Genomic DNA, 13,377 nt, shown 5'->3' on the forward strand with positions numbered 1-13,377 from the left:
GCTTGCAAAAATAAAGGGATAACGAGCTTTGCGCGATAAAGATTATATAAATGAAAAATTTAATTATGAAATCACCTGGAAGCCGGAAGCCTAAGGTCAGCAATAACGGGAAAATGATCTGATAAGCGCGGATGGGGGTTCCGGACCTGCACCACCCCGAAACGCTTGTCGACCATGATATAATCGATCCTGAGTGTGGGTGAGAGGAATGAATAGGTTCGGCCGACGCCGAATCCCTTGCGGGTGAATACGTCCTTCCTGCTGCCCTTCACACGGTGATAAACAAAAGAATTCGGCACATCATTGAAATCGCCGCAAATGATGGCAGGATGCGGGCTCTGGTCCAGCTCGGACCTGATCATTTCAGCCTGCTGCTGGCGGAAACCATAGGCCTGGCGGAACTTCTGGAAAATATCCAGGGACTTTGAAATTGTACTGTCATCCCCCTGTTTGATTTCCTCCAGTTTACGGAATTCGGCATTCGTGAACAACAGGGACTGCAGGTGGGTGGTAAAGACCCGTATCATCCTTCCGTTCACATCTATATCCGTATAAATAAAACTTTCATTTGCCTTGAGTGATTTTGGCCCGCCGAATTTCCTGCGATGTGTTTTCCTGATCGGATACCGCGAGAAGATTGCGATCCCGTGTTCGTACACTTTGTCGGGGCGACGGTGATCCATGGCATAATAAAAATAACGGTAACCCAGGCTGTCGCGGAAATAGGGAATATTTTCGTCGAAGAGTTTTTTATCATTGGACTCCAGGAACTCCTGCATGCAAATGATATCGGGGTTAAGCCTTTCGATATAATCCAGCATCAGTTTGCGTTTGGATTTGCCCGAACGGGGGCGTCCCGACATTTCGTCAAACCTGGCCACATTCCACTGCATGATCCGGAGGCTGCCTTCGGGTTTGGCGCTGCCTGAACCGGCAAATGGATGAAAGGCAAAAAACGCATTGATGGGCTGCCAGCCCAGGATCATGGCCGACAGCGGCAGCAGGAACCATTTGGAGCGGAAGACGATCCAGAAAATAAGCATCACCCCCATTGCAAACAGCAGGAAGGCAAAACCAACACCCAGCAAAGCTATATACCAGTATTTTCCGGGCTCAATATACCAGGACGCACAGGATAACAGGAATAATCCCGTTACCACCATGGTGAGGATGATAAAAAAACGCTTGGTAAGGCTGCGGAAAAAGGAAGGCATTTTCGAATTTACAACTCATCTTCATTTGCTGCCCTGCGAAGTATCTCTTTTTCTTCCTCCGTGAGCATGTGATAGCCCTCCTGGTTAATCTTATCCAGGATCTGGTCTATCCGCTGCTGGGTAATATGGGGATATTTTTTGAATGGCGCCTGCCCGCTGACCTTATAGAAAAAACTGTCTCTCAGCTTTTTCCTTTTGGCAGGTTTATCGGGGCTGAACAGGTTGTTAATCCAGTCAAAGAAATTATTGAGCCACAAACTCCAGTCGCGCCCCCTCCTCATCTGGTATATGAAGGTGAATCCCATGGCTGCCCCGGTGATATGAGCCAGGTACAGTCCGACTGAGCCTACCGGCAAACCGGCAAAATTGATGATAACATATACTGCCGTGAGTATCCAGAGTGGCAATCCCCCATTGATCATCGGGAAGATGCGATAATCCGGGGCCACTGTGGTGGTGGCAACAGCAACGGCCATGACAGAGGCATTGGCCCCCATCATGCTGGCGAAAGCGAGGTCTTTGTTCAGGTTGGGAACCAGGTTATGCGACAAAATGAAAACAAGCGCGCCTGCCAGTCCGCCCATCACATAGATCGGTACCAGCTTGCGGTTACCGGTCAGGTCCTGCAAAATATACCCGAACATCCAGAGCCAGAGCAGGTTGGCAATGACATGCATCACGTTGTCATGGGTAAACATGAAGGTGATGAGGGTCCAGGGCCTGTAGACCAGTTTCCCCAGGTCGGCAGGCAGTGAAAACCAGGCCAGCACATTGGTGTAATAATCATCTGCCCTGAGATCACTCAACAGGTAGATGACGTAGATAAATTTGAGTAAAACGAATAATACGGCATTCACCACCACCAGGTTAACCAGTGAATTACCATCAGCCCCCAGCAGGATTCTCCTGCTGCTCTTTTCTTCCTGCAGATTCATAGCCATATTATCAATAAAACGTATTACGATTGGTTTTGTTCCACAAAAATACCATTACGAAGCCTGCAGCGGCACCGCCAAGGTGTGCCCAGTGGGCGATATTATCCCCCTGTACGCGGGCTATCCCGCCAAAAAGGTCAAGGGCCATCAAAGCCGGGATGGCATATTTCGCCTTTACAGGGATCGGGATGAACATCAGGTACAATGGGGTATTGGGAAAAAGATAGGTAAAAGCCGCCAGAATGCCCATGATGGCACCCGAGGCACCCACGGCCATGTCAAAATGGGAATCCAGGAAAAGTTGGGCGAGCCCGGCCACGATGCCACTGATCATGTAAAAATTGAAGAACCGCTTTCCGCCCCAGAGATTTTCCAGCATGCCCCCGAACATGTACAGCGCGAACATGTTGAAGAGGATATGGAAGGGGCCCGCATGCATGAACATATGGGTAATAAGCTGCCAGATCTTGAAATACGGTGATCCCAGCGGGAACAATGCACCCCACTGTTCCAGGAAAATGCCCTGTTTGGCGAAGATGTATTGCGCAAAAAAGATCACCACATTAGCGATCAGGATATTTTTTACTACCGGTGGTAATTGTCTCATTATTTCCTCAGTTTTAGCTGTACTACATTTTCAATATGGTGTGTATGGGGAAACATATCCACCGGTCTGACCCTTGTTACGGCATATCTGGCATCCAGCAGGTGCAGGTCGCGGGCCTGGGTTGCCGGGTTGCAACTTACATAAACTACTGTAGGCGCTTCCATCTCCAGGATCTTCTGTACCAGTTTTTCGTGCATGCCTGCCCGTGGGGGGTCGGTGATGATCACATCAGGACGGCCATGGGTGGCAAAGAATTCATCGTTACAGATATCGATCACGTCGCCTGCAAAGAATTCAGCGTGCCCGATCCCATTCAGTGCCGCATTTTCTTTGGCGTCTTCGATGGCATCGGCCACCACTTCCACACCTATGATCTTCGCCGCCTGGCGGCTCAGGAAAATCCCGATGCTTCCCGTGCCGCAGTACAGGTCATAAACAGTTTCGGACCCGGAAAGTTCTGCGAACTCCCTTGTAACCTGGTAAAGGCGTTCACCCTGGCGGGTATTGGTCTGGAAAAAGGATTTGGGACTGATCTTGAACCGGAAATCTTCCAGTGTTTCCATCGCATATCCCTTACCGTGATAAACTTTCGGTTCCTGGTCGTGCAGGCTGTCGTTCCACTTGGTATTGATAGTGTAGAGCAGGGTGGTGATGGCAGGCACTTTTTGCAGCAGGTGGTCGAGCAGGCCTTTGCGGGCGGACTTATCCTCCTGGCCGAATGCTACGTTCACCATTACTTCACCGGTGGTAAGCACCCTTACAATGACGGTGCGCAGGAAACCATGGTGTTCGCGGATATCATAAAAGGATAAACCGTGCTCTCCGGCATAGTCGCGAATCGTATTGCGGATGATATTGGCCGGTTCGTGCATCAGGTGGCAGGTATGGATATCGATCACCTTGTCGAAAATGCGCGGCACGTGGAAGCCGATGGCATTTTCAGCCGGGATCTCGCCACCTGCTTCCACTTCCCGGGGCAGCAGGTAGCGGCGGTTGCTGGCGGTAAACTCCAGCTTGTTGCGGTAAAAACGGGTTTCGGCACAACCCAGGATGGGCTCAATGGCCGGCAGGGCCAATTTCCCGATGCGTTTCAGATGCTGTTCCACTTCCTGCTGCTTGTACTGTAGCTGTTTTTCGTAGGGCAGCATCTGCCACTTGCAGCCGCCGCAAACCCCGAAATGATCGCAGAAGGGGGTCACCCTGTCTTCCGAATAATGATGTATCCGTTGAACCTTGCCTTCAGCCCAGTCTTTTTTATTTTTCGTCAGCCTTACATCCACCACATCACCGGGTACGGCGCCTTCAATGAAGATCACTTTTCCTTCCACCCGGCTCAGCGCTTTCCCCTCGGCAGCATAATCCAGAACTGTTAATTTTTCCAGCGTAATATTCTTTTTGCGCATGCGGCAAAAGTAAACACAATATTATTGTAGCCAATTCGTGAAATTAGCAAGACAATCAGATCGATGAAGAACCTTAATATCCGGAAGCTCATATTAGTATTTTGTTTCATGGCAATGGGCGGAATGACCACCCTTTTGCAGGCGCAGTCGGGCGCAAACAAGGGCTACCAGTTGACTGTGCAGTTGAATGCCTACCAGGGACAAACCCTTTACCTTGCCTATCATTTCGGGAAAATCAAGGCCCTGGCCGATTCTACGCAGGTACAGGCCGATGGGAAGGCTGTTTTCAAAGGGGCTAATCCCCTGACTGGCGGCATTTATATTGTTGTTTCCCCAAAAAAGGAGTTCCTGTTTGAGATGCTGGTGGACAGGGAACAGTGGTTTACAGTTAGCGCTGATACAGCTCAGTTAAGCCGGTTAAAGTTTACCGGTTCAACCGATAACACTGATTTCCAGGCCTATACAGATTTTGTTCAATCCCGCGGAAAAGCCATCAACGGCCTTCAGCAACAGTTGTCCGGGGTAAAAACCGCCGCCGATTCGGCCTCTATCCAGCAAAAAATGACCAGTCTCAACGGGGAGATCCAGCAATACCGGACCGATTTCATTCGCAAAAATCCAGATGCTTTTCTGAGCACCCTCTTTGCCGCCCTGCAGGAACCGGTGGTTCCGCCGGCGGCACAGCACCCGAAGGGGGTTTACGACCAGACTTACGCATATCATTATTTCAAGGATCATTACTGGGACGGCATCAACCTCTACGATGAACGGTTGTTGCGAACACCTTTCTTTGAAAGCAGGGTGGAGAAATATTTCCGTAACCTGGTGTCTCCTGAACCCGATTCCATCAAAAAGGAGATTGACTGGTTCCTGCTGATGTCGAGGTCCAACCGCGAGATGTATAAATTCCTGCTGACACAGTTTGTACAGAAATACATCAACCCCGAATACATGGGGCAGGATGCCGTTTTTGTGCACCTTTTTGAAAAGTATATCAACGAAAAGCCCGACGTGGACTGGTTTACGGCGCAATACAGGAAATACATGACCGACCGCGCCTACTCACTGATGGCCAACCTGATCGGCAATCCGGCATGGGACCTGAACATGACCGACAGCACCGGAAAGCTGTCTCCCTTATACGAAGTGAAAGCCCCATATGTGGTGGTATGTTTCTGGGATCCCACCTGCGGGCATTGCAAGGAGATGGTGCCCAAACTGGATTCAATGTACCAGGCCAAATGGAAAAAACAGGGCATCAAAATTTATGGCGTGATGACAGAAGGCGGCAAAGACAACTGGCTGAAATTTATCCGGGAGAACAAACTGAAGGACTGGGTGCATGTTTACCAGACCGAACAGCAACGGACAGCCGAACAGCAGTCGGGGCAGCCGGGATACCGCCAGTTATACGATGTGTACCAGACGCCGGTATTGTATTTGCTCGATGACCAGAAAAGGATCATAGCCAAAAAACTGACCTACGAACAGATGGATCAGCTGATCACAGTAAAGCAACAGCAAAAGCCAGCCAACCAATAAATCCATGAAAAACCAGTTACTCTGTTTGCTCATAAGTGCCATTGTTTCTGTTACCACCGTGCAGGCACAAACGCTTTTTACCTACGGGAAGCATGTGGTGGAAAAGGATGAATTCCTGAAGGCCTTTAAAAAGAACAATAACGGCCAGAAGGCCGACCAGGCCGCATACCGCAATTACCTTGATCTGTATATCCGTTATAAACTGAAGGTACAGGCCGCTTATGACCTGCGGATTGACACCCTGCCATCACAGCGTTCAGAACTCGAAAGTTTCCGCAACCAGGTTTCGGGCAACTACATGTATGATGAAGCAACCCTCCATATGCTGGTGAAGGAGGCGGAGGCTAACAGCAGCAAGGATATCCGGTTGTCACATATCTATATTCCTTATACCGGAAATGATACAGCGGAAGCATTCCGACTGGTCACGATGGCTGCCAGCCAACTGAAAAACGGCCGGTCCTTTGAGGCCGTTGCCACTGAATTATCGCGCGATCCTTCAGTAAAGGTTAACAAAGGTGATATTGGCTGGATCAGTTCCTTTACCCTGCCCTACGCACTAGAAAAAATTGCCTACGGAACCCCGCTGAACCAGAACAGTCCGGTGTTTCGGGGACGGGGAGCATACCATATTTTCCGCCCCACAGCAGAGAGGCCCGCGGCCGGTACTGTACAGGTAGCGCAAATCTTGCTGGAAATCCCGGCCGACGCCGACAGGAAGCAAACTGACAGCGTTAGCAGGTTCGCTGATTCTTTGTACAGGGAGCTATTGAATGGTGCTGATTTTGGAAAGCTTGCCTACAGGCACAGTGCCGATAATTCCTCTTACCAGAACAATGGAATACTGCCGGCATTCAGGCCGGGCACTTATGCACCTGAATTCGAGGACCAGGCATTTGTGCTGAAGCAGGAGGATGCCATCAGCAAGCCATTCCAAACCTCGCAGGGCTTTCACATCATCAGGCGGTTAAAGGCCGCGGAAATGGTGGCAGGTTCCGGGCAGGAGATTAGTTTACCGGGAATTTTGGAGAAAGTGAAGGAAGATGAACGGGGCCAGCTTGCGCATGAAGCAGTAATCGAAAAGGTGAAAAAGCTGACGGGATTCCGCGTGTTGGCTTTTGACCCGAAAGCCATTGAAGCCAACACAAAACTGGCAATGATAAATGGCGAACCTGTTATGGGAATGGAATACCTCCAATATAAAACCGGCACAGGTGAAGGAACCGAACAGTTTTTTAAAATGAAGCTGCTGGAGGAATACCGGAACAGGCTGGAGAAATATGAGCCAGAATTTGCTGACCAGCTCAAGGAGTTCAGGGATGGCAATATGCTGTTTGAAGTGATGCAGAGAAATGTATGGGAGAAAGCTTCCGCTGATGAAGAAGGCCTGAAGAAATTTTATGCGCAGCATGCCGGTCGGTACAGGTGGAAGGAGAATGTAAAGACTGTCATATTTACCGGAACTGATTCCGCGACAACCTACCGGTTCCATCAGTTAATTACAAAAGATCCAGCCGCCTGGAGATCACTCACTGAAAGCATGAATGGCGCCATACAGGCCGATAGCGGCAGGTTTGAAACAGACCAGTTACCGGTAACCTATCACCAAAAGCCGGAAAAGGGAATGGTTACGGAACCAGTCAGGGTAGCCAATGATTTGGGTTTTGTATTCATGTACATCATTGAAACATTACCGGGAAAGGATATCCGAAGTTTTGAAGAAGCCCGTGGCTTTGTCCTGAATGATTACCAGGAAAAGCTGGAAGAAGAGTGGGTGGGCGCATTACGCAAACAATACCCTGTAACTGTTAACCAGTCGGTTTTGAAGAGCCTTAACAGGTAATGGCATGATTTCTGCGTGTAGCCTTTCTCGTTAAACTACATCCCTAAAAACTCAGATTAAACTAACATGAAGAAAATGATTTTGATGATGGCAATCGGGGCCATCGCTTACCAGTCCAATGCCCAGGATAACAAAGTGTACCTGAAAGGCGGATTCAACCTGGCGAACGTTTCCGTTTCAGACAACGGGGCAATTGAAGATGCCAACAGCCTGGCCAGTTTTCATGCCGGCTTAATGGCAGATCTCCCGATAGGACAAGGACTGCTCTCTTTCCAGCCCGGAATTTTATACACCGGCAAAGGAGCGAAATGGCAGAGCGGAAGCGAAACATCCAATAATTACATCAAGGCAACCACCAATCCCTATTACATTGAAATTCCAGCCAACCTGGTAGTGAATATTCCGCTGTCGGATAAGGAATCAAAATTTTTTATCGGTGCCGGACCTTATGCGGCAATAGGTATTGCAGGAAAGAATAAGACCGAAGGAAAATTCATCGGGGTTGCTTTCAAATCGGAAGAGAAGATTGAATTCACCAATGATGATCCAACCACGTCAGAGGAAGAAGGTGCCGGACTGGGACGCATGAAAAGATTCGATTATGGCCTGAACGGTACCGCCGGATTCGCATTCAGGAATGTGTTGGTTTCCGTGAATTACGGATACGGACTGGCTAAGCTCAATTCAGGAAGCGACAACAGTACGAATGATAAGAATAAACACAGGGTGCTGAGTGTATCCCTGGGCATCAGTCTTTAATATAACGGAAAGGGATGAACGCGTTGTTCACCCCTTTCTTCTTTATTATATCCCGGGTCAGACCAATTCCTTCACCACGTTCCAGATCACTTTGGGTTTTCCCAGCGTGTAATAATGCAATACAGGAGCGCCGCCCTTTTTCAGTTCGCGGCTCTGTTGCAGCAGCCATTCGGTTCCCACCAATTCCACCTCTGCATCGGTTTTACACTTCATGATCTCATTGGAGAGATCATCCGGCAGGTCCACATGGAAAGTCCTCGGCAGGATCATCATCTGCTTCTTATTGGTAATGGGTTTTAGTCCGGGTATGATCGGCACATTGATGCCTGCTGCCCTGCAGTGGTCCACGAACTCAAAATATTTCTGGTTGTCGAAGAACATCTGGGTGACAATGTATTCTGCGCCCGCATCCACTTTGGCTTTCAGGTAGGCGAGATCGGTAGCTTTATTGGGAGATTCAAAATGTTTTTCGGGGTAACCCGCCACACCGATACAGAATTGTGCCCTTCCGCCCGGATCCTTCACTTCCTCTTCGAGGTAGATGCCATTATTGAGGTCCATCACCTGTTTCAGCAGGTCGATGGCATAACGGTTGCCGCCGGGTTCAGGCTCAAAATAGGTTTCGTTCTTTGCCGCATCACCGCGCAGCACCAACACGTTGTCGATCCCAAGGAAAGCCAGGTCGATCAGGGCGTTCTCCGTCTCCTCCCTGGTAAATCCGCCGCAAATCAGGTGGGGTACGGGATCTACATTGTAATGCTGCATGATGGCCGCACAGATTCCAACAGTACCGGGACGTTTTCTCACTTCGATCTTGGCGAAAGAACCATCGGCCTGTTTCTTGAACATGGTCTCGCTTCTGTGGTAAGTAACGTTGATAAAGGATGGTTTGAATTCCATCAAAGGATCAAGGTGATTATAAATCGCATTGATGCCTTTGCCTTTGAGTGGTGGTAAAATTTCGAAAGAGATCAGTGTATCCTTCGCCCCGTTGATATGATCAATAACCTTCATTGTTTGCTTGTTGCTGCTTAAAACTATCTGCAAACTTAGCATGCTGTTATCAATTAACAAGGTATTTTTGCCAAAAGCAGTGAACCTTGAATTTAGTGATCCAAACCAATCAACTGGTTAAACGGTATGGCAGCCGGACCGTGGTAAACCATGTTTCCGTGAATGTTCAGCAGGGCGAAATTGTCGGCTTGCTTGGTCCCAACGGTGCCGGTAAAACGACTACTTTTTACATGGTGGTTGGCCTGATCAAACCCGATGAAGGCACTGTTTTCCTGAATGACCGCAACATCACTGAACTGCCCATGTACAAAAGGGCACAACTTGGAATTGGCTACCTGCCACAGGAAGCTTCCGTTTTCAGGAGCCTGACCGTGGAGGACAATATCCGCTCGGTACTGGAAATGACCAAACTCAGCCGGAACGAGCAGAAACAGAAATTGGAAGACCTGCTGGATGAATTCAGGCTGCACCACGTACGTAAAAACAATGGCGACAGCCTTAGCGGAGGCGAAAGAAGGCGGACAGAGATCGCCCGCGCCCTGGCAGTAGACCCGAAATTTATCTTGCTGGATGAACCCTTTGCGGGAGTGGATCCCATCGCGGTGGAAGACATCCAGACCGTGGTTGCCCGGCTCAAATACAAGAATATCGGTATCCTGATCACCGATCACAACGTAAACGAAACCCTTTCCATCTGCGACCGTGCCTACCTGCTGATCGATGGAAAGATATTCAAACACGGTACGGCGGAAGAGCTGGCGGAGGACGAACAGGTGCGCCGGCTCTATCTTGGCCGCAACTTCGAACTGAAGCGGAAAGACTACCTCCACGAGGAAGTGATGAAGGGCATGGGTGATTTCCCCAAGATTTAGCGCTATTTTCAGTATTTTGCCGCTGCTGTATGAAGATTTTCTCGCCCGCCATATCAAGACTGGCCAGGCTCCGGCTTTGGCAGATCGAAGAATGGACCAAAAACCCTGTAGCTGCACAACGTGAAGTATTACAGGAATTGGTCACATCTGCCCAATACACTGAATTCGGGCGCAAGTACGGGTTCAACAAACTCTTTAATGTCCGCAATTTCAAGAATACGGTTCCGGTTCATGAATACGATGACCTGAAACCCTATATACAGCGCATGATGGACGGCGAAGAAAATGTGTTGTGGAATACCCCCCTCAGCTGGTTTGCCAAGAGCAGCGGCACCACCAGCGAAAAAAGCAAGTTCATCCCCGTGAGCGACGAAAGCCTGGAAGAGAACCATTTCCAGGGCGCCAAGGATGTGCTCACCATGTATTATAATTTTAACCCGGATTCAGGACTGCTGGCAGGAAAAGGCCTCGTGATCGGTGGCAGCCACCAGGTAAGCCAGGTCTCTGAGGAGATCAGCTTTGGCGACCTGAGTGCCGTCCTGCTGCAAAATTCTCCTTTCTGGGGCCATTGGATCAGGACCCCGGATTTGTCCATTGCGCTGATGGACGAATGGGAGAGCAAGATTGAACAACTCGCTCTGACCACCATACCGGAAAATGTAACTTCCATTTCCGGCGTTCCGACCTGGACCCTGGTCCTGATGAAACGCATCCTGGAAATGACGGGAAAAGCATCCATTTCCGAAGTATGGCCCAACCTGGAACTCTATATGCACGGCGGTGTATCATTTGTGCCTTACCGTGAGCAATTCAGGAAAATCATCGGGAAAGACATCCACTATTTGGAAATGTACAATGCCAGCGAAGGATTCTTTGCGGCACAGGACAGTCCCAATTCAGATGGCATGCTGCTGTTCACCCACCATGGCATTTTCTATGAGTTTATGCCGATTGAGGAGTACGGAAAAAAATTCCCGAAAACGGTGGGACTCAACAAAGTGGAACCAGGAAAGAATTATGCTCCAGTCATCAGCACTACCGGTGGCCTGTGGCGCTATATCATTGGCGACACCATACAATTCACCACCCTGGAACCGTACCGGATCAGGGTGAGCGGCCGGTTGAAACATTATATAAATGCCTTCGGTGAAGAAATAATCGTTGACAATACCGACAAAGCCATATCCATTGCCTGCGAAAAGACCGGTGCAGCGGTTAATGATTACAGTGCGGCGCCCGTATATTTCAGCCAGAATGGAAACGGTGCCCATGAGTGGCTGATCGAATTTGAAAAAGAGCCCGCAGACCCTGCCCTATTCACATACGAACTGGATTCGGCACTGAAAAACATCAACAGCGATTACGAAGCAAAGAGGCAGAAAGATATTGCCCTGAGGATGCCAATCCTCCATATGGTGAGAAAAGGATTCTTCACAGACTGGCTGAGCGCGAAGGGTAAACTCGGCGGGCAGCATAAGGTTCCCCGGCTCAGCAATGACCGGACTGTTTTCGAATCAATGCTGCAGATGCTGAGCAGGTAACATCCCTTATCCTTTTTTAATAATCCCCAGCATTAACGATAATTTCCTGAGCAGGAAATAACTGATCGTATAATAATTTGAGGAGGTCTTCTTTACTGCGCCGAAATCCAGTTTGAAATTCAACAGGCTTTCGATCACCTTGTCGCTGTGCGTTTCCTGGTATCCGCCAAAATCATAGGCAGTAATGCCCTGGTCCTTAAAAGCCAGCATATCACGATAATGAAGGTATTTATTGGCCCTGCCGATCTTGTTCTTATCAAACTGTTCATCAAAGCGCTTGGATGCGGAGTGCATCTGCCGCACAATTTTCTGCTCCTGGTCATATACATAGGTATGGGCAGCCAGGATCTGGCCATCAAGTTCAGCATAACTGATTTTCAGGGAGTCGCCGTAGCCAAGAATCCTTTCAACGGTTTCTGGCGGAATGCCTTTACTGGGAGCAAATTCATTGAAAAAACCAACAAATTTCCTTACATCCTGGTCAAAATAACAATGAACACCATCCTTCTCCGAATTCCTCACCTGCGATTTTACCGTTCGTGAGAAATCCTCCAGGATCTGCTCTTTGGATTTGGTAAGATCAAGCTCAACGGTATAATTGGGGACTTTAATCAAAAACGGATTCTTCAATTCCTTCCTGATATGGTTATAGGCATTTAATCCAAAACTACCCCAGAATCCACCTTTATAATTAAACCAATATTCAAAAACGTTCAAAAACACAAACTTTCTCTTTATCCTGATCATCGTATTTCAATTATAGAGATATTAACGGCAAACTATTACAAATTCGTATTTCTACCTATTTTCACAGCTCAATTTTCACAAATGAGTCTATTATCAAATAAAGTAGCCATCGTTACCGGAGCTGCACGCGGCATTGGTGAAGGCATCGCCATCAAACTGGCAGAACAGGGAGCCCATATTGCGTTTACCTATGTCAGTGAAAGCAGTGAGCCCAAAGCGCTGGCACTGGAAGAAAAGCTGAAGGGCATGGGCGTTAACGCCAGGGCATACCGCAGCAACGCGGGTGTTTTTGAAGAATGCGAGCAATTCGTAAACGATGTGGTTAAAACATTTGGCACCATCGATGTCTGTGTGAACAATGCCGGCATTTCAAAAGACAACCTCCTGTTGAGAATGACACCCGATCAGTGGGATGATGTGATGATTACCAACCTCAAGAGCGTTTACAACATGACCAAACAGGTAATCCGCCCCATGATGAAGGCAAAATCGGGCAGCATCATCAATATGAGTTCCATCATTGGCATGAGGGGAAATGCCGGCCAGAGCAGTTATGCCGCCTCCAAGGCAGGCATCATCGGCTTCACCAAGTCGATCGCCCAGGAGCTGGGAAGCCGGAACATACGCTGCAATGCCATCGCCCCCGGATTTGTGGAAACCGATATGACGCACTACCTGAAAGAAGGTGCCGGTGCGGATGAATACCTGAAAAAAATACCGCTCGGCCGCTTCGGCAGCACGGAGGAGATCGCCAATGTGACCCTCTTCCTTGCCAGCGACATGAGTTCCTATGTTACCGGCCAGGTGATCAGCACCTGCGGTGGCCTGAACATGTAAGATTTTCTTCACCCGTCGGGTGCGACCCGACGGGTGACCTCCAGCCGCAGCGGATGGGATTGC

The 13,377-nt window shown here is 49.0% G+C and carries 12 protein-coding genes; 6 read left to right on the top strand and 6 right to left on the bottom strand.

The features are described from left to right. Nucleotides 1-71: 71 nt before the first annotated feature. From BC349_RS12830 to rlmD, 4 genes are read right to left on the bottom strand one after another with little or no spacing between them, the layout of a single operon-like run. Nucleotides 72-1,214: an endonuclease/exonuclease/phosphatase family protein gene (locus BC349_RS12830; protein ID WP_187257168.1), complete on the bottom strand. Its 1,143-nt coding sequence runs from the start codon at nucleotides 1,212-1,214 to the stop codon at nucleotides 72-74. Between the two features lie 8 nt (nucleotides 1,215-1,222). Further along, complete coding sequence (locus BC349_RS12835) at nucleotides 1,223-2,155, bottom strand: rhomboid family intramembrane serine protease (RefSeq protein ID WP_187257169.1); 933 nt, start codon at nucleotides 2,153-2,155, stop codon at nucleotides 1,223-1,225. A gap of 4 nt (nucleotides 2,156-2,159) precedes the next feature. Further along, nucleotides 2,160-2,756 (bottom strand): rhomboid family intramembrane serine protease, encoded by a 597-nt coding sequence (locus BC349_RS12840; protein ID WP_187257170.1) that lies wholly within the window; start codon nucleotides 2,754-2,756, stop codon nucleotides 2,160-2,162. Next, nucleotides 2,756-4,159 (bottom strand): 23S rRNA (uracil(1939)-C(5))-methyltransferase RlmD, encoded by a 1,404-nt coding sequence (rlmD, locus tag BC349_RS12845; RefSeq protein WP_187257171.1) that lies wholly within the window; start codon nucleotides 4,157-4,159, stop codon nucleotides 2,756-2,758. The genes BC349_RS12840 and rlmD overlap by 1 nt, the downstream gene beginning before the upstream one ends. Nucleotides 4,160-4,222: 63 nt before the next feature. On the opposite strand from rlmD, the gene BC349_RS12850 reads away from it, so the two are divergent. The 3 genes from BC349_RS12850 (at nucleotide 4,223) to BC349_RS12860 (ending at nucleotide 8,303) form a co-directional block, all read left to right on the top strand. Beyond that, nucleotides 4,223-5,701, top strand: coding sequence for a TlpA family protein disulfide reductase (locus BC349_RS12850; protein ID WP_187257172.1), 1,479 nt, complete (start codon nucleotides 4,223-4,225; stop codon nucleotides 5,699-5,701). 4 nt (nucleotides 5,702-5,705) lie between these two features. Next, nucleotides 5,706-7,544 (top strand): peptidylprolyl isomerase, encoded by a 1,839-nt coding sequence (locus BC349_RS12855; protein WP_187257173.1) that lies wholly within the window; start codon nucleotides 5,706-5,708, stop codon nucleotides 7,542-7,544. A gap of 66 nt (nucleotides 7,545-7,610) precedes the next feature. Then, complete coding sequence (locus BC349_RS12860) at nucleotides 7,611-8,303, top strand: porin family protein (protein ID WP_187257174.1); 693 nt, start codon at nucleotides 7,611-7,613, stop codon at nucleotides 8,301-8,303. 57 nt (nucleotides 8,304-8,360) lie between these two features. On the opposite strand, the gene metF is transcribed toward BC349_RS12860, so the two are convergent. After that, entirely contained in the window at nucleotides 8,361-9,317 is a 957-nt protein-coding gene (gene metF, locus BC349_RS12865) for a methylenetetrahydrofolate reductase [NAD(P)H] (protein ID WP_187257175.1), read from the bottom strand. A gap of 95 nt (nucleotides 9,318-9,412) precedes the next feature. Here metF and lptB point away from each other — a divergent pair, with 95 nt between their 5' ends. After that, nucleotides 9,413-10,189 carry an LPS export ABC transporter ATP-binding protein gene (gene lptB, locus BC349_RS12870; RefSeq protein ID WP_425489730.1) on the top strand — a complete coding sequence of 259 codons (777 nt, stop codon included), beginning with the start codon at nucleotides 9,413-9,415 and terminating at the stop codon, nucleotides 10,187-10,189. Between the two features lie 29 nt (nucleotides 10,190-10,218). Next, nucleotides 10,219-11,730 (top strand): GH3 auxin-responsive promoter family protein, encoded by a 1,512-nt coding sequence (locus BC349_RS12875; protein ID WP_187257177.1) that lies wholly within the window; start codon nucleotides 10,219-10,221, stop codon nucleotides 11,728-11,730. 6 nt (nucleotides 11,731-11,736) lie between these two features. On the opposite strand, the gene BC349_RS12880 is transcribed toward BC349_RS12875, so the two are convergent. Continuing rightward, nucleotides 11,737-12,477, bottom strand: coding sequence for a hypothetical protein (locus tag BC349_RS12880; protein ID WP_187257178.1), 741 nt, complete (start codon nucleotides 12,475-12,477; stop codon nucleotides 11,737-11,739). An 81-nt stretch (nucleotides 12,478-12,558) separates the two neighbouring features. Here BC349_RS12880 and fabG point away from each other — a divergent pair, with 81 nt between their 5' ends. Then, nucleotides 12,559-13,314 carry a 3-oxoacyl-[acyl-carrier-protein] reductase gene (gene fabG, locus BC349_RS12885; protein ID WP_187257179.1) on the top strand — a complete coding sequence of 252 codons (756 nt, stop codon included), beginning with the start codon at nucleotides 12,559-12,561 and terminating at the stop codon, nucleotides 13,312-13,314. The last annotated feature ends 63 nt before the right edge of the window (nucleotides 13,315-13,377 follow it).

It is taken from the genome of Flavihumibacter stibioxidans, assembly GCF_014332695.1.
GTDB classification, from domain to species: domain Bacteria; phylum Bacteroidota; class Bacteroidia; order Chitinophagales; family Chitinophagaceae; genus Flavihumibacter; species Flavihumibacter stibioxidans.